A 20,773-nucleotide genomic window follows, 5' to 3' on the forward strand; every position below is an offset into this window, starting at 1 on the left:
TAGGTAGACGAGCCGGCTTATGCGCCCGGCGTCGTTTCCTTGAACTTGCCGTACGCCATCAGCCGTTCGAAGCGGCGTTGGCGCAGGTCCGGGATGCTCATGCCATGGAACTGACGCAGCGAATCGGCCAGCGCACGGCGCAACATGGCGGCCATGCCCTTCGGATCGCGATGTGCGCCGCCGAGCGGCTCGTTGACGATCTTGTCGATCAGGCCGAGCGCCTTCAGGCGGTGCGCGGTCAAACCCAGCGCTTCAGCCGCTTCCGGCGCCTTCGCGGCGCTCTTCCACAGAATCGAGGCGCAGCCTTCCGGCGAGATCACCGAATAGGTCGAGAATTGCAACATCAGCACGCTGTCGCCCACGGCGATAGCAAGCGCGCCGCCCGAACCGCCTTCGCCTATGATCGTCGAGATGATCGGCGTTTTCAGTTCAGCCATCACATACAGATTGCGGCCGATGGCTTCCGACTGGCCCCGCTCTTCCGCGCCAATGCCCGGGTAGGCACCCGGCGTGTCGATGAACGTGAACAGCGGCAGGCCGAATTTCTCGGCGAGGCGCATCAGGCGCTCCGCCTTGCGATAGCCCTCCGGACGCGGCATGCCGAAGTTACGCAGCGAGCGCTCCTTGGTGTCGCGCCCCTTCTGATGGCCGATCACCATGCAAGCCTGACCGTTGAAACGCGCGAAGCCGCCGACAATCGCCAGATCGTCCGCGAACGCACGGTCGCCGTGCAGTTCGTGGAAATCGGTGAACAGTTCGCTCACGTAGTCGAACGTGTACGGACGCTGCGGATGACGGGCAATTTGCGAAACCTGCCACGGAGACAGGTTGGCGTACAGATCTTTGGTGAGCTGCTGACTCTTCTTGGACAGCCGCTCGATTTCTTCCGAAATATCGACGGCCGAATCGTCCTGCACGAAGCGCAATTCTTCGATCTTCGCTTCGAGTTCCGCGATCGGCTGCTCGAAATCCAGAAAAGTGGTCTTCATTGGTTTTAATCCTTGGACTTACCAGGCAGCGCGTATTCTAACCGCGACCGCCGCTGTCAAAACCACCTCAAAACTATCGACTCGGTGAAATTGATAGCCTTGAGGCGGCATCGCATCAAATCAATAGTCGACCGGCAACGGATCAAGACTACGCCACATATACCAGGTGGCAACCGTACGCCACGGCTCCCAGTTCGCGGCAACCTCGCGCGCTTCGCTGCGCGTAACCGGTTCGCCGCTGAAATAATTAAGGCTGATCGCGCGGATCAGACCAAGATCGTCCAGCGGCAGGACATCCGGACGGGACAGATTGAAGATCAGGAACATCTCCGCGGTCCAACGGCCAATGCCGCGGATCTGCGTGAGTTCTTCGATCACCGCCTCGTCTTCCATCGAGGTCCACTTGCCCACGTGCAAGGCGCCCGAGACGAAGTGCTCGGCCAGATCCAGAATGTATTCCGCCTTGCGCTTGGACAGGCCACAGGCCATCAGCTTGTCTTGCCCCAGCTTGATGAACTGTTGCGGCACGAGCTTCGGGCACGCGCTTTCGACGCGCTGCCACGCGGCCTGCGCCGAGGCCACCGAAATCTGCTGCCCCACCACGGAACGCGCAAGCGTCACGAACGGGTCGCCCCGGCTCAGCAGGTGCACCGGGCCGAATTTCGGAATCAGCTTCTTAAGAATGCGGTCGCGCTTGACGAGGTCGGCGCACGCCTTGTCCCAGTAGTCAGGGCGCGTGACTTCCGGCGTGAGGCCGCCGACCTGCACCGGCACGGCCACTTCCGCGTCGTCCAATGCACGCGTTTTGCGCACGACTTCGCCCTCATGCAGCGTATCGCGAGCAAGTTGCTGCGCATCGCCGGCGAGTTCGGCCGGCACGGCGCCGTTGCCGCTGTGCGGTTTCGCGCGCGGCGCACGCGTGGCCTTGGCCGGCCGGGCCGGCTTGGCAAGTTTTGGCGCATGCGCCGAGCCGCCGTTGAGCGCGCGCTTCACCGGTGTCTTCTTCGCGGTACTGCCTGCCTTGCCGGCGACCTTCGTCGCTGCGGGCACCGCTTTCCCTGTTACGGGCGCCGCTTTCGCCGCGCTGCCGTTACGCGCGCGGGTCGATTTCACTGCGGCTGCCGCGCTTGTTTGAGACGCAGCCCGTTTAGCCGGCGTCTTCGTGGCCGTTGCCATCCTGCCTCCTGCCTGGCGAGTCGATCAAAGGGAAGTACGAGGTGCGCTCACACGCGCCGCCACTCGGTCAACCCGCCCGGTTTGTCTTCAAGTGCAACGCCGGCCTCGAGCAATTCGGCCCGAATCCGGTCTGCTGCCGCATAGTCCTTCGCCTGCTTGGCGGCCACGCGCGCGGCGATCTTCGCTTCGATCGCGGCGGCATCGAGCGCGCCTTCACTCGCACTGCCCGCAGCCTGCTGCAGATACACACGCGGCTCACGGCCCAGCAGTCCGATCACGCGCGCCAACGCACGCAGTTGTCGAGCCAGCGCAGGGTCGCGCGTGCGGTTCACTTCACTTGCCAACTCGAACAACACCGCGACTGCCACCGGCGTGTTGAAGTCGTCATTCATGGCCGCCTGGAAACGCTGCGCATACGCTTCGTTCCAGTCGAGCTCGGCGCCGTCCGGGCTCACGTCTTTCAACGACGTGTACAAACGCGTGAGGGCGTTGCGTGCGTCGTCGATATGCGTGTCGCTGTAGTTCAGCGGCGAGCGGTAGTGCGCCCGCGCGATGAAGAAGCGCACTACTTCAGCATCGTACTGCGCCAGCACTTCACGGATCGTAAAGAAGTTGCCAAGCGACTTCGACATCTTCTCATTGTCGATCTGAACGTAGCCGTTGTGCATCCAGTAGTTGACAAACGTTTGCCCTGTCGCAGCTTCGCTTTGCGCAATTTCGTTTTCGTGGTGCGGAAACTGCAGGTCCTGGCCGCCGCCATGAATGTCGAAATGATCGCCGAGCAGCGTGCAGCCCATGGCAGAGCATTCAATGTGCCAACCGGGACGGCCGCGCCCGTACTTCGAGTCCCAGCCCGTGTCGGCAGGCTCGTCCGGCTTGGCTTGTTTCCACAGGACAAAATCAAGCGGATCCTGCTTCGCGTCGTTGGCCGCCACGCGCTCGCCGGCCCGCAGGTCTTCGAGCGACTTGCCCGACAGCTTGCCGTAACCCGAAAACTTGCGCACCGCGTAATTGACGTCGCCGTCGCTCGCCTGATAGGCATAGCCGTTCGCTTCCAGCGTTTCGATCATGCCGAGCATCTGCGGAATGTACTCGGTCGCACGCGGTTCGAGATCGGGGCGCTCGATGCCGAGCGCGTCCGCATCTTCATGCAGCGCGGCAATGAAGCGATCGGTCAGCGACTTGATCGTCTCGCCGTTTTCAACCGCACGGCGGATGATCTTGTCGTCGATATCGGTAATGTTGCGCACATAGGTCACCTTGTACCCGAGCGTGCGCAGCCAGCGTTGCGCAATATCGAACACGACCATCACGCGTGCATGACCAATATGACAGTAGTCATACACTGTCATCCCACAGACGTACATCCGTACGACGCCTTCTTGCAGCGGCACGAAAGTTTGCTTCTCACGCGCGAGCGTGTTGTAGATGCGCAGTGATTCCATAGAGACGATGCGTGGGCCGAAAGAAATCCGCAATGTGTTTCGTGCGCGCCCCGGCCGTTCGGTACGAGCTCAGTATCTCAGCACAAAGCGTCAGTACCAGGCGTCAACACAAAACGGCTGTGGCACATACAGCAGCAAACCGGTGCACCTGGTGCGGCGGTCAGGCTGCGATCAAGGCGGAGACGACCACGAGTGGCGAAAAGACAGTCTGTGGTTCAACGGAACGCGCAGACCTTTTGTTAGAATGGGTCGGAGTATAACATCCAGACCTGAGCCTATGAAACCTTCCAGCGGCCGCGCGCGAAGCGCCGCGACCCTCGCCGCGACGGCCCTGTGCGGCCTCGCCGTCATGCTGCTGCCGGGCGCCCCCGCGTATGCGCAGAAGTCCCCTGCGATCTCACAAGGCCCCGCCGTGCGCGACGGCACACCGGAAATCGATGCGTCGATCGAGCAGAAAAACTGGAACGCCGCGCTCACGCAACTGGACGCCCGCATCGCCGCCAATCCGCGCGACGCGCAGGCGCAGTTCAAGCGCGCCACCGTGCTGGCTCATCTGAACCGCGACGACGAGGCGATCAGCGCCTTCGTCGCGCTGACCCAGACCTATCCGGAGTTGCCTGAGCCGTACAACAACCTTGCGGCGCTGTATGCAAAGCACGGCCGGTATGCGGAAGCGCGCGAGGCGCTCGAAACCGCCACCAAGGCGAACCCCAACTACGGCCTCGCCTACGAAAATCTCGGCGACCTGTACCTGCGCCTTGCCGCCTCCGCCTATCAACGGGCGCAAAATCTCGGCCACGCAAGCGGCCCGACGCAGCAGCGCCTCACCGACATCCAGAAGATCATCTCGCCGCCGGCAAGCAGCGCGAAACCGGTCAAGAAGGTTGCCACGCCGGATGAGTACACGAACCGCGCCACCTCGAACCTGACGGAGTCGCCGAGCTTCCAGTTCGGCGGCCCGAACGGCTCGCTCGCCATGCCGCCGTATATGGCGCCGTCGCAGTAAGCATCTCGCAGTACGCACTCTTACGGCACACTCACCGCCAACGTTTTTTTCCACCCTGAGGATCTTCATGAAATGGTTGATGCTGGCGCTCGGTAGCGCCGCCCTGATCGCGAACGCACCCGCTTTTGCCCAGTCCGCCACGCCGGCTGCGCACCCGTCCGTCCTGTTCAAGACCACGGATGGCGACATTCGCGTCGAGCTGTACCCCGAGAAGGCGCCGAAGACCGTCGCGAATTTCCTCGACTATGTGAAGTCCGGCCAGTACAGCGGCACGATTTTCCATCGTGTGATTCCCGGCTTCATGATCCAGGGTGGCGGCTTCACGCAGAGCTATGCGGAAAAGCCGACGCGCGCGCCGATTCAGCTTGAAAGCCGCAACGGTCTGAAGAACGTCGTGGGCACGATCGCCATGGCGCGCACCAGCGACCCGGATTCGGCCACGGCGCAGTTCTTCATCAACACCGCGGATAACGCCGGCCTCGACTATCCGGGCCAGGACGGTAACGGCTACGCCGTGTTCGGCAAGGTCACCTCCGGCATGGATGTCGTGAAGAAGATCGAAGGCACGCCGACCACCACGCGCGGCCCGATGGCCGACGTGCCGCAAACGCCGATCGTGATCCAATCGGCTACCATCGTCAGCAAGTAAGCAGACGAACTCGCAGGCAAACCGGCAAGCAAGGCAAGCAAGCGCACCCGCCGACGAGGCAGTCGCTCGCGGCCCCTGCACCACTCACGCCCCCGGGCGCGGCCCCATCGCTCGATGCGCCGCGCCTTCCACCCACCTGTTCCGCAAAGGACTCCATCATGGTCGAACTGCACACAAATCACGGCGTCATCAAACTCGAACTGGACGCCGAAAAAGCGCCGAAGTCGGTTGAGAATTTCCTCAACTACGTGAAGGCCGGTCATTACGACAACACGGTGTTCCACCGCGTGATCGACGGTTTCATGATCCAGGGCGGCGGTTTCGAACCCGGCATGAAGCAAAAGCCGACCGAAGCGCCGATCACCAACGAAGCGAACAACGGACTGAAGAACGTCAACGGCTCGATCGCGATGGCACGCACCAACGATCCGCATTCGGCGACGGCGCAATTCTTTATCAACGTGAATGACAACGATTTCCTGAACCACTCGTCGCCGACGCCGCAAGGCTGGGGTTACGCCGTGTTCGGTAAGGTGGTCGAAGGTCTCGACATCGTCGAAAAGATCAAGAAGGTGAAGACCGGTTCGAAGGGCTTCCATCAGGACGTGCCGGTCGACGACGTGATCATCGAAAAAGCGGTCATCGTCGAGTAAGCAACTCGCTGTGCGCCGGCGGGTGCGCTCACCCGCTCGCGCACGGCGCGCTATCGAACGATAGCCTTTACTGCAACTGCACTCAGGCACTCTTCAATGCTGCAAGATACGCCGCTGCGAAGCGTCGCTGCGGGCGTGCCTGGCGAGGGCAAACGCCCGAGCGCCGCACGCCCGTTTTTTTTCATCTCGGACCTGCATCTGAGCGAGGGAATCCCGCGCACGGTCGCCGCGTTCGAGCACTTTGTCCGCGTCACGGCTGAAGAGGCCGACTCCGTTTTCATCCTCGGCGATCTGTTCGAATACTGGATCGGCGACGACATGTTGAGCGAGCCGTTCGTCGCCCGTATGGCGGCGCTGATGCACACGTTGTCCGAGCGCGGCATCGCGCTCTACATCATGCACGGCAATCGCGACTTTCTGCTCGGCAAGCGCTTCATGAAAGCGGCCGGCGCGATCTGGCTACCCGATCCGTTCGTGATTACCGCATTCGGCACGCGCATCGCGCTCGCGCATGGCGACGCGCTCTGCACGGCGGACCGCGCCTACATCCGGTTTCGCCGCTTCGCGCGCTGCCGTTTCGCCCAAATGCTGTTTCTTGCCTGGCCGTTCAGATGGCGCCAGGCGCTGGCCGAGCGGATGCGTTCGGCGAGCCAGGAAGGCCGCTCACGGCCGGTCTCGCCCAAGTACGACGTGACGCGCGAAGGCGTGGCGGCGTTGTTCAAGGAGACGGGGACAGCGACGATCCTGCACGGTCATACGCACCGGCCGGCCGTCCATCGCGAACCCGGCGGCACGCGCTGGGTGCTGCCGGACTGGGATCTCGATCACGGCGAACGCCGTGGCGGCTATTTGCGGGTCAATGCCGAAGGGATCCGGGCGTTGCCGCTGGATTGACTGAACTGAGCGGCGTTGACTGGACTGAGCCGCGCGCTCAGTTTTCAGCCGTCACGCCGTCGACCTTCCCGGCGATTGCGGCGGACAAGCGCCGCAGATCGAGCAGCGCCGCATCCGCGCCCTGCAGCGCTTCGAGACTGGTGCCCAGGCGCTCCAACGCGGCGACGATTTCGTCGATGCGTTGCGACTGCGTCGCGGCATGGTCGATCAACCCATGGATGGCGAGCGATACCGGATCGTCCGCGTTCGGCGTAATGCCATAGGCGCAGAAAGCGCCGCGCGCCGGCTCGCCGGATTGCGCATTGCCACCGCCTGCCGCCTCGACCGCGGCTACCGCTGCCGGCATGATCACCCGCGCCGGATTGCCCACCGCCGTGCCGCCTGCAGGCACAGCCTTCACCACCACCGCATTCGAACCGACCTTGGCCCCCGCGCCGATCGTGAATCCGCCCAGCACCTTGGCGCCCGCGCCGACGATCACGCCGCGTTCGAGCGTCGGATGGCGCTTCGCACCGCGCGTCAGCGACGTGCCGCCAAGCGTGACGCCCTGATAGATCGTGCAGTCGTCGCCGATTTCGGCGGTCTCGCCGACCACCACACCCATGCCGTGGTCGATAAACACGCGGCGCCCGACCGTGGCGCCGGGGTGGATCTCGATGCCGGTCAGAAAGCGCGCCAGTTGCGACACGAAGCGCGCCAGCCAGCGGCGTTTGGCCCGCCAGCAGGCATGCGCGAGCCGGTGCAGCACCAGCGCGTGCAGGCCCGGATAACAGGTCAGGACTTCCCAGGCGCTGCGGGCGGCGGGATCGCGCTCGCGGATCGTAGCGATGTCTTCGCGAAGTCTCGTGAACATGGCAGTGACGCTTTCTTGGGGGAGGAGTCGGCGCCTCGCGGCGCACGACGGCGCTGCCGGTTAGCACACCCGCAGCTTTGCTTAGAACGTTTCGAGGAATTGTAGGGCGAATGCGGCAAACCTGCCGGATGCCCCCGCTCCCGGCAAGGTCGTCTGGGACGACAGCGGCGGCGGGTGGTCGCGGCTTACGGGGATGGCGGGCAACCCGCCCACCTGTCCCTGGCCTCAGGACGCGCCGTCGCCCGGCGGTTTTACCTTCAGCAGAATATGCTTGGCGATGCCGCGCACGATGTTCACCTCTTCGCGCTCGAGCCCGGAGCGCGCAAACAGGCGGCGCAGACGCGACATCAGCTTCTTCGGATTGGCCGGATCGAGAAATTCGAGCGCCACGAGTGCGCTTTCGAGGTGCGCGTACATGCCTTCGATATCGTCGCTCGGCGCGAGCGAGCCGTGCGCCGCGCCCTGCCCTTCGGCGCCAGCGCCGCCAGCAACCGCGCCGCCCACGCTGCCGGCGCCGAGGTACGCGGTGCGCAACTCATACGCCAGCACCTGCACAGCCTGCGCCAGATTGAGCGAGCTGTAAGCCGGGTTGGCCGGAATATGCGCAAGCACGCTGCAGCGCTCGACATCCTCGTTGGACAGCCCCGTGCGCTCGTTGCCGAACACCAGCGCGATGTCGCCATGCACCGCGTGCTCGCGCGCGTGCCCTGCCGCGGCGCGCGGCACGAGCTGGGGCGGCCCGTATTCGCGCGCGCGGGCCGTGAGCGCGATCGACCAGGGCACGCCATTGAGCGCATCGGCCAAGGTCGGCACCACATGGGCGCCCGCCAGCACATCGTCCGCACCGCTCGCCATGGCGATGGCCTCGGGATCGGTCTGCACGTGGGGCACACGCGGCGCGACCAGCACGAGGCGCGAGAAACCCATGGTTTTCAGCGCGCGTGCCGCCGCGCCGACATTGCCGGGGTGACTCGGCTCGACCAGCACGAAGCGGGTGGAAGTAAAGCCGCCGCGCACCGGCGCAGCGCTGTCCGGCCCGCAGATCTCGGACGGCGGCAGGGAGGACGAAGACGGATTGTGGGGTTGGGCCACGATGAAAATGGGGAGCTAAAGAGCCCCTATGGTAGCGCCAACCGGCCGGCTAACCTACCCGCATCGCACGGCGCACTGCCCGGAGAAGCCCGGAGTCGGGTAAAATCACGCCTATTGCGCCGTCTTCGCACGAGCGCCTCGTTCTTATTCAATTCGTCTCCGTCGACGGAAGGCCTGTCAAACGGCCGTTCCGTGTTGTTTCAGCTGCGCAGTTCCAGCTGATTTACAGCTCATTTACAGCTCACTCAGCTCATTACCGGTAAGCAGCCGCGCTGCCCCGGCACAAGGATCCAGGCTCATGCATCCCATGCTCAACATCGCCGTCAAGGCCGCCCGCCGCGCCGCGCAGATCATCAACCGGGCGTCGCTCGATCTCGACCTGGTCCAGGTCAGCAAGAAACAGCACAACGATTTCGTCACGGAGGTCGACAAGGCGTCGGAAGCCGCGATCATCGATACGCTGAAGACCGCCTACCCCGATCACGCCATCCTCGCCGAAGAATCCGGCAAGTCGGACAACGAGTCCGAATACCAGTGGATCATCGACCCGCTCGACGGCACCACGAACTTCATCCACGGCTTCCAGTACTACTGCGTGTCCATCGCCCTCGCGCACAAGGGCATCGTGACCCAGGCCGTCGTCTATGACCCGAACCGCAATGACCTGTTTACCGCCTCGCGCGGCCGCGGCGCATTCCTCAACGACCGCCGCATCCGCGTCGGCCGCCGCGACCGCCTCGCCGACGGCCTGATCGGCACGGGCTTCCCGTTCCGCGAAACCGACGGTCTGGACGCTTATACGCGTCTGTTCAAGGAAATGACCGAATCCTGCGCCGGCTTGCGCCGCCCGGGCGCGGCTGCGCTCGATCTGGCGAACGTCGCCGCGGGGCGCCTCGACGGCTTCTTCGAACAGGGCCTGCACGCGTGGGACATGGCTGCCGGCAGCCTGCTGATCACCGAAGCCGGCGGTCTGGTGGGTAACTACACGGGCGATTCGGACTTCCTGCACATCGGCGAAATCGTCGCGGGCAACCCGAAGCTGTATGCGCAAATGGTGCCGATCCTCTCGCGCTACAGCCGCACGAAGCAGCAAGCAGCGTAAGGCTGTCAGACCCAACAAGCGGCTTCGGCCGCTTTTTTGTTGGCGCGGGCGGTCCGGCCAGCCACGCCGGCATCCGTTTTCCTCGTGCCGTCGTACTTTTGGCGCGCGATCCCGCGCAGCACCCAAAACTGCTTCATGAAAAAAGGCTTCTTTACGATCATTGCGGCGCAGTTCGTGTCGTCGCTCGCCGACAACGCGCTGCTGATCGCGGCGATCGCACTGCTCTCGGTGATCCGCTCGGCGGCGTGGGTAACGCCGCTGCTGCAGATCTTCTTCACCGTCTCGTACGTGCTGCTGGCGCCGTTTGTCGGCGCGTTTGCCGATGCGCTGCAAAAACGCCACGTGATGTTCGTCTCGAACGCGCTAAAGGCGAGCGGCTGCATGATGATGATTGCCGGCGTCCATCCGATGATCGCTTATGGCGTGGTCGGTTTCGGCGCGGCGGCCTATTCGCCTGCCAAGTACGGCATCCTCACTGAATTGCTGCCCGCCGAGCGCCTCGTCGCGGCGAACGCGTGGCTGGAGTCGGCCACCGTGCTGTCGACTATCGTCGGGACCATGCTCGGCGGCGCATTGATCAGCACCTATGCAACCAACCTCGTGACGCATGCGCGGCTGCCGCTGATTCACTCCGCGGCGGATCTGGCGATGTTCGCGGTAATGGTGACCTACGCAATCGCAGCGGCGATCAACGTGGGAATCCCCGACACCGGGGCGCGTTATCCGAATCGCCTCAAGGAGCCGAAGAAGCTGGTCGGCGATTTCACGCATTGCTTTAACGTGCTGTGGGCCGACAAGCTCGCACAGATCGCGCTGTGGGTGACGACGCTGATGTGGGGCGGCGCGGTCACGCTGCAGTTGCTGGTGTTGAAGTGGGCGGACGTGAACCTGGGACTGTCGCTGTCGAAGGCAGCCGTGATGCAGGGGATCACGGGGCTCGGTATCGCCGTCGGTGCGGCAGCGGCCGCGACGCTGGTGCCGCTGCGCAGTTCGCTGAAGGTGCTGCCGGTCGGCATCATTACGGGTGCGGTGGCGATCGCCATGGCGTTCTACAGCAAGGGGCTGTTCCCCCCGGGGATGGGGATTCGCGTCGGTCATTTCGTCGCGCCGATTTATATTGTGCTTGCCTATCCGCTGATGATCCTGCTCGGCGCACTGTCGGGGTTCTTTATCGTGCCGATGAATGCGTTGCTGCAGCATCGTGGCGCCACCCTCCTCTCTGCCGGTCATTCGATCGCGGTGCAGAATTTCAACCAGAACCTGGCCGTGCTGCTGATGCTCGGTTTGTACGCGCTGCTGCTGACGGCCAAGCTGCCGGTGCCCTGGATCATTGTGGTGTTCGGCACCTTCATCACCTTCATGATGTGGCTGGCGAAGCGCAAGAGCACGGCCAATGCGCGCAAGGTCGATATGCGGGCGCTGGTCGAAGAATAGTTTCGTACAAGAGCCGAAACATTCAGCGCTCGCAAGGGGACGCGCCAAGCGTCGCAGCGCGCGCCTGGCCGTACGGACACGGTACACGGAACACGTCGTCGTAATTTAGCCAGCTATCCAAATGTAGTGTGCTCGATGCGCCTCGCCATCGCTCCCAGCTCTGTGCCCAGCAGCATCCACCATCCTGACGCGGCCTCAAGCCGCTGAGTCGTCGAACTCGCCGCCACCACGAGATCGACGACTCGACGGCACACATCCTGTCTATTGCCCGTCGCTCATATCGATTCTCTTATACCGGGAATCACAAAAGGCCTGCCTCATCGGACAGGCTTTGGCATGTGCCGTGCTTATAGTCCCCCCGGGTTCCTCTGGTGCACTGCAAAAACCAGGCGTTTGCCTAATCGACTGGCAAACCAACGGCATCTGTGCACGATTATTGGGCACTCAAGCACGAAGCTGGGCCACCCAGCCGAATAACTATCAATCAAAGCACCTCATGTATAAAAAGAAACTGCTTCAGATTCTTGTTTGCGGGGGCCTCGCATGGGGCATTCAAACGGGCGCCTCTGCTCTCCAGCCCACTTCTGCACCGCGGCCCGTCAAGGTACTCATCATTTCGATGTTCGGGCCGGAGGGGAAAACCTGGCTCGATCATCTCGGGCACACTCAGGCAATCAACGTAGCCGGCTTATCGCCGGATTACCCCGCGGTCCACTGCAACCGCGATGAGGTATGCGTCCTCACCACGGGCATGGGCCATGCGAACGCCGCCGCCTCGATGGCCGCGCTGATTTACTCAAGGAAGTTCGACCTGCGCAAGACCTACTTCCTGGTATCGGGCATCGCCGGCATCGATCCGGCCCAAGGCACGCTCGGTTCAGCGGTATGGGCGCGCTATCTGGTGGATTTTGGCATCCAGTGGGAACTCGACGCGCGTGAAGTCCCCGCTAGCTGGAAATCCGGCTATCTCGGGATCAACACCCACGGCGAAACCGAAAAGCCGCCACTGGACTACCACACGGAAGTCTTCCAGCTCAACGAAGCGCTACTGCAAAAAGCCTACTTGCTCTCACGCAACGTGGCGCTCACCGATAGCCCGGCCGCCCAGGCCTACCGGGCCAAATACTCGTACGCGCCGGCCAATCAGCCGCCTACGGTCATCCAGTGCGACACGCTGGCGGGCGATACGTGGTTCTCCGGCGAGACCTTGGGACAACGCGCGCGCGACTGGACCAGGCTGCTGACCGACGGCAAGGGCACGTACTGCACCACCCAACAGGAAGACAACGCGACCTTCGAGGTCATCAAACGAGCCGCCGCCGCGGGTCTGGCCGACACCAACCGGGTCGCGGTCCTACGCGCGGGATCGGACTTCGATCGCCCACCGCAAGGCGTATCGAACGTCGACAATCTTCTGGACTACCAGCAACAGGGCGGCTTCGTCCCTGCGATAGACAACCTGTATCTAGCTGGTTCGCCGCTGGTCAACGCCATCGTCAAGAACTGGGCGCAATGGAAAGACGGGGTTCCCGGTAACTAGATCTTGCGCTGGCGACGCTCTGCGAGCGTCGCGTGTCACCATCTTAGGTACCACGCAATCAATTAGTAATCCTATTTTATGTTGATGTAATCGAATTGCATGTGATTCGTTGTTGTTTCCGTTGTGCCGAAGTACCAGGGCGGGGGAATTGACAGATTCCGCACCGCCTGATGTCGAAAAAAACGCCCGGGCGCAAGCCGTTGAGTCGCGCGATGGGTTTGGCTTACTGACAAGAGTGAAGGGAAACCATGAAACAAAGGACTTTGGCGTCAGCCATCAGAAAGATACTTTGGGCTGAAATAGCGCTGTCGGCAGCATTTGGCACAACGCTCGGCACGTCCGCGTTCGCGCAGAGCCAACCGGCTACGCTCGACAATTCGACGCCTTCGGCAACGGCAGCCCCGGCATCGGCTGCCCCAGCAAGCCCGGCGACAGATGCTGCACCCCCTGCCGCCGCAACGGCACCGAATGGCGCCGCGCCCTCTTCCTCAGCGACGACAACGAATAACGGCGTCACGCAGATGAAGCGCTTCGAGGTGACCGGCTCGCTGATCCGCAGTGCCGACAAGGTCGGCTTCAACCAGGTCCAGACAGTCACAGCGAAGGATATCCAGAATAGCGGCGCCAACAGCGTGTCCGACTTCCTGCGCAGCACCTCCGCCAATTCGGCCGATAGCTGGAGCGAGGCCGAGTCCAACAACTTCGCGGCCGGCGCCTCGGGTATGGCGTTGCGCGGCCTGAGCGAAAAGTACACGCTGGTATTGATCGACGGCCAGCGGGTTGCGCCGTTCGCCTTCTTTTCGAATGGCGTCGATACGTTCTTCGACCTGAACACCCTGCCGCTCAATGCCATCGATCGCATCGAGATCGTGAAGACCGGCGCCGTGTCGCAATACGGCTCGGACGCGATCTCGGGTGTGGTCAACATCATCACGAAGCACGATTTCCAGGGCCTGCAGCTCGACAGCAGCTACGGCGGCTCGACCGACGGCCGTGGCGGCAACGGCACGGCGAAGTTCAGCGCGCTCGGCGGCTTCGGCAATCTCACTTCCGACGGCTACAACGTCACCGCATCCGCGAGCTTCTTCAGGGACAACGGCTCCACGCTGGCCGATCGCGATTCGACCGCGGCCCAGGACTTCACCAATCAGCCAGGCGGCATGTCGATGCTCGCGCCTTCGTACTGGACCAATCCCTTGACGGGAAATGCTCAGGCGCTGAGTTCGTGCCCGTATGGCAGCACAGTCAAACCGGCGAGCACGAATTTCACCTCCGTCTTCTACGGCCAGACGGCCGGTACGGTCTGTGGACTGAACACCGCGAACAGCTTCTCCATTGAACCGTGGAGCGAACGTCTGAGCGCGAAGGTCGATGCGCAGTTCAAGATCAACGACACGACGAGAGCCTTTGTCGATCTCTGGGAGAGCAACAATACGAGCGTCCAGGGCGGCGGCGTCTGGAACAACACCGTCGGCGGCACCAATTCGTCGCTGGTCTACAACCCGACAACCAAGCAGTTTTCCCTGTTCAACAACACCGTGCCGGCGGGCAGCCCGTACAACCCGTACGGCGTCGCGACGCCGCTCATCTATACCTTCCCCAACGCCGTGGCGGAAACGACGGACGCCAACTACTGGCGGGCGGCCACCGGCGTCAAGGGCTCGTTCACGCTGCCGAACGGCGATTGGGACTGGGCGACCACTTACACCCACTCGCAAAGCGACGTTTCCAATACGTACTCGAACCAGTTGAATGTCAGCGTTCTCAACAACATCTACCAGAACGGCACCTTCAACTTCGCGAATCCGTCCGTTACACCGAATGCGCTGAACGGCCTCTATATGGACGCGAACAACCTGGGCGTCTCGAAGCTCGACACGCTCGATGCGACGATCTCCACCCCAACGCTGTTCCATTTGCCGACGGGCGACGTGGGCTTCGGTTTGGGCGCCGAGTTCTTCCACCAGAGCGAGTCCCTGACTCAAGGCGCAGCGTATGCGGAAGGCCTGGTCCTCACCCCGGATGAGGAAGAGGTGCAAGGCCAGCGCAACGTCGCCGCGGTCTACTACCAGTTCGACATTCCAATCGTCAAGACGCTGACGTTCAGCCAGTCGGGCCGCTACGATCATTACAGCGATGTGGGCGGCGCCTTCTCGCCGCGTTTTGCATTGCGCTGGCAGCCGGTCCAGGCGTTGACGGCGTACGCCTCCTACGATCGCGGCTTCCGTGCGCCGACCTTCGTCGAGGACAGCACCTCGCAGAACATGGCGCTCGTGATCAATCAGTCCGGCGCCGTCACGGCGCTGACCTCAGGCAACCCGGACCTGCAACCGGAACGGACCAAGAACTACAACATTGGCTTTGAACTGTCGCCGACCCGCACGACTGACGTCGGTCTCGACTGGTACCGGATCCACGTCGGCAATGTGATCGGCATCAACCAGCCATCGTCGACGGTCTACTATCCGAACTCGACCACTCCCGAATACGAGACCTTCGAGTACCAGAACCTCGGCGACCTCAATACGAGCGGTTTCGAAACCACCTTCCGCCAGGCATTGCCGACGCCAGTCGGCACGTTCACCCTGTCGGGCGACTGGGCCTACGTCAACACCTTCAAGTTCGAACTGGGTGGTCAAACGGTGAACGCGGCCGGCAACAACCTCGCGCTCAATGAACCGTTCGGCGGCAGCTTCCCGCGCTGGAAGGGCAATACCACCCTGGCCTGGGCGTATCACCAGTGGAATGCGGCGCTCACGTGGCAGTACACCGGGCCGTATACGCAAACCTTCACCTATATCCCGACGCCGACTCCGCAAGGCAGCAGTGTGGGGTCGTACAGCCAGTTCAACCTGATGGTGACCTACACCGGCTTCAAGCACTGGACGATCTACGGCGGTATCGACAATATCTTCAACCGCGTGCCGCCGTTCGATGCGGTCTGGGCAGACGGACCGCTGTGGCAACAGGGCTACGACACCTCGATCTACACGTATGTCGGACGTTTCGCCCAGATTGGCGCGACGTACAAGTTCTGATGCGTGAAGCAGTAAGTGGTTCGTTGTCACCGGGTTGAGCAAGGCGGTCTGTCGCTCCTGCCTTTATGCATTAAAGGCAGGAGCGCCCCTTGGCAATACGCTCCCGAAACGGACGGCCGCCGGCAGGCAAGCCAATTACCTCACGAAATCAGAATATATTGATTCTTTCCTTGCCGCTTGGCCTCGTAAAGGCCTTGATCCGCGGTTCTGAAAATTTCCGCAACGCTCATTGCTTCGCTTAATCTGGAAATGCCAATGCTGATGGTAATCGCATGGGTCGAAATACGCAGTTTGGCAACGCTCTCGCACAGTTGCTTCGCCAGGGCGCATGCGGCGCTCTCCTCCCCGGCAAACACGACACCGAATTCCTCGCCTCCGAGACGGCCACGCGCATGAGTCTGCGTGTAACGGTCAATGATCTCCGCCACCGCCACCAGCACTTCGTCTCCCACGTCATGGCCCGAGGTATCGTTGACGCGCTTGAAGTCGTCGATGTCGATGAGTAGAAAATAAAAATCGTTGCTTGCCGCGCGAGCATGATAGTTCTGCATGGCCTCCATCAAGCTGCGCCGGTTATCGATTCCAGTCAGCGTATCTTTAAAGGCTAGCTTGATCAACTCGCGCTGAACGAGGAATATTTTTTGCCTTTCGCGAACAAATAGCCAGTTGAGCAACACGCCCAGCAGAACTCCGGAGACAATAAATAGAACGATCCAGCTGGCCTCAGGCGATTTTATTATCGAATCGATATGGCCGTATGAAATAATAAACCAGACAGCAAGCGCACTCGCAAGATAGCTATAGTAATCAGAAAATACCGGGGCCATGCCTACGGTGATTAAAATCCCCATTGGCATGATCCACAATTCAGGGTTCAAGGTTCCGCTAGCATTGCTGTAAAAGCCGAATGCGACGGCCGCGGCACACAGGAAGCATCCAATCGCATTGATCAGCACACTGCGAGCAAGGTAGGTCGTCACGGTTCCGATCAGCATGCCAATCAAGGCGGCAACCGTTTCAGTTCGATCAAACCTCGCCCCGGGGTTCGCAAACACTCTGGATAGCATCCAGCCGACGATTCCAAACACCTGCACGCACACGGCAAGATGACGCAAGCCGATAGCGGAACTGTGCCAAAAGAGCTTCTTTTCGGACGGGTCCCGAAAGACCATTTCCCGTTGGAGAGATCTGATTTTCTGCACAAACCGCATGGTCTTATCCTTGTATCCGTGCGGAGCCTGCGAGGTCCGGAATGCTATAGCCAACGAACAGGTGATCATGGCGCTCGTCTCGCTACAGCCATGTCCGCCGGTCGGTCGGGGCTCTGCATCGAATGCCGGATATGTTCCGTGCATATGATCGAAAAGCGACGCCGCTCCGATACACGATATCCTTATATCGGCCATTCGCCAAAGAGTCTGAAGCGACACACCGCAGTCCGGGTCGCGCCGGTGGTCGCGCGGACGTGGGAGGACTCAGCTGACGGAATGGATGCCCGATTGCTGATAATTCTGGATGCCAACCTTGTCGATCAATTCCAGGTTCGTCTCAAGCCAGTCGATATGCTCTTCTGTATCGTCGAGAATATGGGTGAGGATCTCACGTGAGACAAAGTCCCGCACCGTCTCGCAGTAAGCAATGGCTTCCTTACAGGTTGCCTGCGAAACCTGCTCAAGCTTGAGATCGCACTCAAGTACCTCTTTCGTGTCCTCGCCAATCAGCAACTTACCCAGGTCCTGCAGGTTGGGTAGGCTGTCCAGCACGAGGATGCGCTCGATCAACAGGTCTGCGTGCTTCATCTCGCCAATCGATTCGTCATACTCATGCTTCTCAAGGCTTTTTAGGCCCCAGTTGCCATACATTCGCGAGTGCAGAAAGTACTGATTGATTGCGGTGAGTTCGTTCTTCAACTGCGCGTTCAGATATTCGACAACCTTGGGGTCCCCTTGCATATAGCCTCCGTGACGGGTTGCACCCCGGGCTAACAGCGAGGGGCGTTGCGCAAGCATCCTGAATTGTCTTTAGCATATGCCACTATTTGTTGCATCGCCATTCGACGGAGTGCTGCGCGAGTTGCTGGGCAAGCGCAAGCCGTTCTGTTTCTACCGGTCCATAAGCTGGCCCCAAAGCCACGGCACTCCACGCACGATTAGCGCTTGAAGATGACCTTCGTCGTTTCGAAGTCGATCGGCGCCGAGGTGTGCTCGTGAACGACCTTCCACCCGTCGCCCTTCCTGGCGAGCGTAACCGTCAGCCGATTGTCCAGTGAGCGCAACTCCACGCCGTCGGCGCTTACCGCTTTGTACGTCACAAACGCGTGAAGCACGGCGAGGTCCTGCGTGACGATCGTTTGCACGTTGCTGAAATCCACCACGACGCGCCCGGTACCCAGCGAGCCGAACCAACGCGCCGCCATCTCCCGCCAGGACGCAATGCCGTTATACGACCACACACCCCACATGTCGAAGATCTGCACTTCCTGGTCGTATAGCGCGACGAACGCGTCCACGTCTTTTGCGAACACTGCGGCTTTGTAGTCCTCCAGAACCTGCAGGATCGGATTGTCGAGTTTGCTCACTTTGTGTTTTCTCCTGATCTGGATGGCGATGGCGGCTGGAGCGCGGGGGGACGGCTAATCCAATGCGCCTGGCCGGGTGATTTCAAAGCTACGACGATCGACAGGTTGCAAGATCGACGTCTGATAATGAAAGTTTGCGAGATCGCGATTGGCGCATTGTCAAATCTCGCTGCGCTCTCAGGCAACTCACCCACCGCAGATTGGCCATCCGGCCAGGGTTCAATCCGCCCGGCGGCGGGTTAAACTCACGCCCTGAACAGCTAACGCAAGAAGACACTCAGGATGGGCATTCAAACCGCAGCGGCCAACGACGTCGCACAACACACGCCGATGATGCAGCATTATCAGGGTGTAGAACGAACACCTCTTTGTTTATAAGGCTTCCAGCCTGTATGCCCAGGTCAGGTCTACAGGCCTGATACGCCGGGCATACTTCTCGATGCGGGCTATTGATGGCAAAACGCCCGGCCTGGTTTGCGGTCACCGCCCTCGTTTCCCCCTCCTTTCGAACCGGTATGCACCGCACCGTTGGGCATACTTCAGTACCCTCGGAACCTCGGCCGCGTGCACTGGCGGGTTGCTGATCAGCGCGCGGTGGCGCTCTACCGCCGAATGCTCGGGTACTATCAGCGGCTCCCTGAACCAACGATGCCGCCATGCCCATCGACAACTGCACCCACACGTTCGCCGAACTGTCCGCCACCGTCCTGCCCGGTCACCTGGAACGGCTGAAGACCGCCCTGCAATCGCCCCTGCCCGCCACCACGTTCGTGAACTTCAAGAGCGCCTCGCGTGAGGCCCTGAAGAAGGTCGAACGCACCACCGACTTCCCAGGCTGCTACGTGTTTCTGGACAAGGATCGCCCGGTCTACGTCGGGATCTCCCGCAGCGTGGTCAAACGGCTGGTGCAGCACCTGAACTACGAATCGCACTTCACCGCCAGCCTGGTTTACAAGATGGCCAGCGAGGACTTCCCGCATGAAATGAAGCGGGACCAGGCGATGAAAGACGAGCAGTTCCGCGAGGTGTTCCTGACCGCCCAGGGGCGCCTGCGCGAAATGTCCGTGGCCTTCGTCCAGATCGACAACGATCTGGAGCTGTACCTGTTCGAAGTGATGGCGTCGATGCACCTTGACACCGACGTGTGGAACACCTTCCGCACGCATTGACCTCCGTGGGTGCGACGCACACACGCTGATGACACATCGGTATGTGCGCATCAAGGCATTCCCCTGGGCGCCACGCCCTCCGCGGCGGCCTGCAGCCTGGCTATACTGTCTAACCATAAGAACAGACCGCCCGGGGGCAGGATGAGAGACCCATCAAAACGCCAGCGCGTATGCCTGGCTGTATGCCTGCCGGTGATCGCCGGCACCGCCCTGCTTCTCGCGGGGTGCGGGGATCGCTCCGTGTCGGGCACGTACGTGTCGCACACCGCGAACGACGCCACGCTGCTGCAGATCACGGAAACGCCCGACCATCGGTTCACCGGGACCACCCGGAACGTGTCGTTGAACAACGATGGGACGCTCGCATCGAGCGCGGCCAACGTCGTCGGCTCGGTGGACGGGACAAGCCTCACCCTGACCGTGCAGGCCACGCCGTTTCCAGTTGGGCAGAACTTTGGCGGGACGGTGACCAGCACCGGCATCGATCTGACGATCGCCCGGGGTGCCCAAACCGGGGTCGAGCATTTCGTCAAAGGCGAGACCGCCGATTTCGACGCCGTGGTGTACCAGCTCAACCAAGCCGGGATCCCCGTGATCGCAGCCCGACAACGTGGCCAGCAGGTGGATCAGCTCAACCGTCAGGTCAACGCCCTCACGCAGGACCTGAACGCGTTCGTCGTCCGTGCGCACGACAAGATCGACAAGTGGCCCCGGGCCACGGTGTACTACACCCACGCCGTCGAGGTCGAGCAGGCCAAGCTCGAGCGCGCGCAGCACCTGGCCGCGACGGGCAACAACGTCGCCCAAGGGCAAGCCGGCGTGATGGTGAGCCAGATGGGCGTGGACAAGGCGCAGATCTCGATCACCGACGACAACATCGCCCAGGCGGAGAAGGACGAAGCGTCCCGCGAGGTCGCGCTCAACGCCGCCATCGCACGATGGAACGCCACCTGCCTGGACGGGCACGACGTCAAACCGGGCGATCTGATCCCCGATCAGGGACCGTGCAAGGGGCTGGTGAGCGCGGTGGCTGCGTACCACGCGGTGCTGCCTCCGCTGCACAACGCCCTCGTGACCCTGGCCCAGGCCAAAACCCACGGCAACGAGCAGCTCGCGACCATCTGGCGTGCTGCGGACAACGTGCACTGAACACCG

19 protein-coding genes are annotated in these 20,773 nt (G+C 61.8%); 10 read left to right on the forward strand and 9 right to left on the reverse strand.

What is annotated here, in order from left to right:
• Window positions 1–17 precede the first annotated feature (17 nt).
• From BLQ92_RS14990 to cysS, 3 genes are all read right to left on the reverse strand, one after another.
• Window positions 18–989 (reverse strand): acetyl-CoA carboxylase carboxyltransferase subunit alpha, encoded by a 972-nt coding sequence (locus BLQ92_RS14990; protein WP_090685318.1) that lies wholly within the window; start codon window positions 987–989, stop codon window positions 18–20.
• Window positions 990–1,109: 120 nt separating this feature from the next.
• Window positions 1,110–2,165: an endonuclease III domain-containing protein gene (locus BLQ92_RS14995; protein WP_090685319.1), complete on the reverse strand. Its 1,056-nt coding sequence runs from the start codon at window positions 2,163–2,165 to the stop codon at window positions 1,110–1,112.
• A gap of 47 nt (window positions 2,166–2,212) precedes the next feature.
• Complete coding sequence (cysS, locus tag BLQ92_RS15000) at window positions 2,213–3,610, reverse strand: cysteine--tRNA ligase (protein WP_090685320.1); 1,398 nt, start codon at window positions 3,608–3,610, stop codon at window positions 2,213–2,215.
• 277 nt (window positions 3,611–3,887) lie between these two features.
• Here cysS and BLQ92_RS15005 point away from each other — a divergent pair, with 277 nt between their 5' ends.
• From BLQ92_RS15005 to BLQ92_RS15020, 4 genes are all read left to right on the forward strand, one after another.
• Complete coding sequence (locus tag BLQ92_RS15005) at window positions 3,888–4,616, forward strand: tetratricopeptide repeat protein (protein ID WP_090685321.1); 729 nt, start codon at window positions 3,888–3,890, stop codon at window positions 4,614–4,616.
• 67 nt (window positions 4,617–4,683) lie between these two features.
• The gene (locus tag BLQ92_RS15010; protein WP_090685322.1) at window positions 4,684–5,265 is read left to right on the forward strand and encodes a peptidylprolyl isomerase; all 582 of its coding nucleotides are present in this window, start codon (window positions 4,684–4,686) and stop codon (window positions 5,263–5,265) included.
• 158 nt (window positions 5,266–5,423) lie between these two features.
• The gene (locus BLQ92_RS15015) at window positions 5,424–5,918 is read left to right on the forward strand and encodes a peptidylprolyl isomerase (RefSeq protein ID WP_090685323.1); all 495 of its coding nucleotides are present in this window, start codon (window positions 5,424–5,426) and stop codon (window positions 5,916–5,918) included.
• A 96-nt stretch (window positions 5,919–6,014) separates the two neighbouring features.
• Entirely contained in the window at window positions 6,015–6,812 is a 798-nt protein-coding gene (locus BLQ92_RS15020; RefSeq protein WP_090685324.1) for a UDP-2,3-diacylglucosamine diphosphatase, read from the forward strand.
• A gap of 37 nt (window positions 6,813–6,849) precedes the next feature.
• Here BLQ92_RS15020 and cysE read toward each other — a convergent pair whose 3' ends face one another.
• Together cysE and BLQ92_RS15030 are read right to left on the reverse strand one after the other, a co-directional pair.
• Window positions 6,850–7,665 (reverse strand): serine O-acetyltransferase, encoded by an 816-nt coding sequence (gene cysE / locus BLQ92_RS15025; protein WP_090685325.1) that lies wholly within the window; start codon window positions 7,663–7,665, stop codon window positions 6,850–6,852.
• Between the two features lie 225 nt (window positions 7,666–7,890).
• On the reverse strand, window positions 7,891–8,757 hold the full coding sequence (locus BLQ92_RS15030; RefSeq protein ID WP_090685326.1) for an RNA methyltransferase: 867 nt from the start codon (window positions 8,755–8,757) through the stop codon (window positions 7,891–7,893).
• Window positions 8,758–9,055: 298 nt separating this feature from the next.
• Between BLQ92_RS15030 and BLQ92_RS15035 the strand changes: the two genes are divergently transcribed.
• Window positions 9,056–9,859: an inositol monophosphatase family protein gene (locus tag BLQ92_RS15035; protein ID WP_090685327.1), complete on the forward strand. Its 804-nt coding sequence runs from the start codon at window positions 9,056–9,058 to the stop codon at window positions 9,857–9,859.
• A 5-nt stretch (window positions 9,860–9,864) separates the two neighbouring features.
• On the opposite strand, the gene BLQ92_RS41080 is transcribed toward BLQ92_RS15035, so the two are convergent.
• A complete protein-coding gene (locus BLQ92_RS41080) occupies window positions 9,865–9,996 on the reverse strand; it encodes a hypothetical protein (protein ID WP_279607932.1) in 132 nt (43 codons plus the stop codon).
• Here BLQ92_RS41080 and lplT point away from each other — a divergent pair.
• The 3 genes from lplT to BLQ92_RS15050 all read left to right on the forward strand — a co-directional run bounded on the left by lplT (window position 9,995) and on the right by BLQ92_RS15050 (window position 15,871).
• Window positions 9,995–11,293 (forward strand): lysophospholipid transporter LplT, encoded by a 1,299-nt coding sequence (gene lplT, locus BLQ92_RS15040; protein WP_090685328.1) that lies wholly within the window; start codon window positions 9,995–9,997, stop codon window positions 11,291–11,293. The two genes, BLQ92_RS41080 and lplT, sit on opposite strands and share 2 nt — an antisense overlap.
• Window positions 11,294–11,789: 496 nt before the next feature.
• Window positions 11,790–12,833, forward strand: coding sequence for a purine-nucleoside phosphorylase (locus BLQ92_RS15045; protein WP_090685329.1), 1,044 nt, complete (start codon window positions 11,790–11,792; stop codon window positions 12,831–12,833).
• Between the two features lie 248 nt (window positions 12,834–13,081).
• A complete protein-coding gene (locus tag BLQ92_RS15050) occupies window positions 13,082–15,871 on the forward strand; it encodes a TonB-dependent receptor (RefSeq protein WP_090685330.1) in 2,790 nt (929 codons plus the stop codon).
• Between the two features lie 140 nt (window positions 15,872–16,011).
• Here the strand turns inward: BLQ92_RS15050 and BLQ92_RS15055 are convergent, their stop codons facing one another.
• The 3 genes from BLQ92_RS15055 to BLQ92_RS15065 all read right to left on the reverse strand — a co-directional run bounded on the left by BLQ92_RS15055 (window position 16,012) and on the right by BLQ92_RS15065 (window position 18,449).
• A complete protein-coding gene (locus BLQ92_RS15055; protein ID WP_175772586.1) occupies window positions 16,012–17,082 on the reverse strand; it encodes a GGDEF domain-containing protein in 1,071 nt (356 codons plus the stop codon).
• Window positions 17,083–17,346: 264 nt separating this feature from the next.
• Window positions 17,347–17,823, reverse strand: a complete 477-nt coding sequence (gene bfr, locus BLQ92_RS15060) for a bacterioferritin (protein ID WP_090685332.1) — start codon at window positions 17,821–17,823, stop codon at window positions 17,347–17,349.
• Window positions 17,824–18,020: 197 nt separating this feature from the next.
• Window positions 18,021–18,449, reverse strand: a complete 429-nt coding sequence (locus BLQ92_RS15065) for a YybH family protein (RefSeq protein ID WP_090685333.1) — start codon at window positions 18,447–18,449, stop codon at window positions 18,021–18,023.
• Window positions 18,450–19,105: 656 nt separating this feature from the next.
• Here BLQ92_RS15065 and BLQ92_RS15070 point away from each other — a divergent pair.
• Window positions 19,106–19,618 (forward strand): GIY-YIG nuclease family protein, encoded by a 513-nt coding sequence (locus tag BLQ92_RS15070; RefSeq protein WP_218133035.1) that lies wholly within the window; start codon window positions 19,106–19,108, stop codon window positions 19,616–19,618.
• Window positions 19,619–19,858: 240 nt separating this feature from the next.
• Entirely contained in the window at window positions 19,859–20,767 is a 909-nt protein-coding gene (locus BLQ92_RS15075) for a hypothetical protein (protein WP_218133036.1), read from the forward strand.
• Window positions 20,768–20,773 lie beyond the last annotated feature (6 nt).

This window comes from Paraburkholderia phenazinium (assembly GCF_900100735.1).
GTDB classification, from domain to species: Bacteria; Pseudomonadota; Gammaproteobacteria; order Burkholderiales; family Burkholderiaceae; genus Paraburkholderia; species Paraburkholderia phenazinia.

Bases quoted from the DNA above. Each gene is read 5' to 3' on its own strand.
- BLQ92_RS15035 (WP_090685327.1), top strand. From the start codon at position 9,056: ATGCATCCCATGCTCAACATCGCCGTCAAGGCCGCCCGCCGCGCCGCG.
- BLQ92_RS14990 (WP_090685318.1), bottom strand. From the start codon at position 989: ATGAAGACCACTTTTCTGGATTTCGAGCAGCCGATCGCGGAACTCGAA.
- BLQ92_RS15070 (WP_218133035.1), top strand. From the start codon at position 19,106: ATGCCCATCGACAACTGCACCCACACGTTCGCCGAACTGTCCGCCACC.
- BLQ92_RS15010 (WP_090685322.1), top strand. From the start codon at position 4,684: ATGAAATGGTTGATGCTGGCGCTCGGTAGCGCCGCCCTGATCGCGAAC.
- BLQ92_RS15045 (WP_090685329.1), top strand. From the start codon at position 11,790: ATGTATAAAAAGAAACTGCTTCAGATTCTTGTTTGCGGGGGCCTCGCA.
- BLQ92_RS15005 (WP_090685321.1), top strand. From the start codon at position 3,888: ATGAAACCTTCCAGCGGCCGCGCGCGAAGCGCCGCGACCCTCGCCGCG.
- cysE (WP_090685325.1), bottom strand. From the start codon at position 7,665: ATGTTCACGAGACTTCGCGAAGACATCGCTACGATCCGCGAGCGCGAT.
- BLQ92_RS15020 (WP_090685324.1), top strand. From the start codon at position 6,015: ATGCTGCAAGATACGCCGCTGCGAAGCGTCGCTGCGGGCGTGCCTGGC.
- BLQ92_RS15055 (WP_175772586.1), bottom strand. From the start codon at position 17,082: ATGCGGTTTGTGCAGAAAATCAGATCTCTCCAACGGGAAATGGTCTTT.
- BLQ92_RS14995 (WP_090685319.1), bottom strand. From the start codon at position 2,165: ATGGCAACGGCCACGAAGACGCCGGCTAAACGGGCTGCGTCTCAAACA.
- BLQ92_RS15015 (WP_090685323.1), top strand. From the start codon at position 5,424: ATGGTCGAACTGCACACAAATCACGGCGTCATCAAACTCGAACTGGAC.
- BLQ92_RS15050 (WP_090685330.1), top strand. From the start codon at position 13,082: ATGAAACAAAGGACTTTGGCGTCAGCCATCAGAAAGATACTTTGGGCT.
- BLQ92_RS41080 (WP_279607932.1), bottom strand. From the start codon at position 9,996: ATGAAGCAGTTTTGGGTGCTGCGCGGGATCGCGCGCCAAAAGTACGAC.
- bfr (WP_090685332.1), bottom strand. From the start codon at position 17,823: ATGCAAGGGGACCCCAAGGTTGTCGAATATCTGAACGCGCAGTTGAAG.
- lplT (WP_090685328.1), top strand. From the start codon at position 9,995: ATGAAAAAAGGCTTCTTTACGATCATTGCGGCGCAGTTCGTGTCGTCG.
- cysS (WP_090685320.1), bottom strand. From the start codon at position 3,610: ATGGAATCACTGCGCATCTACAACACGCTCGCGCGTGAGAAGCAAACT.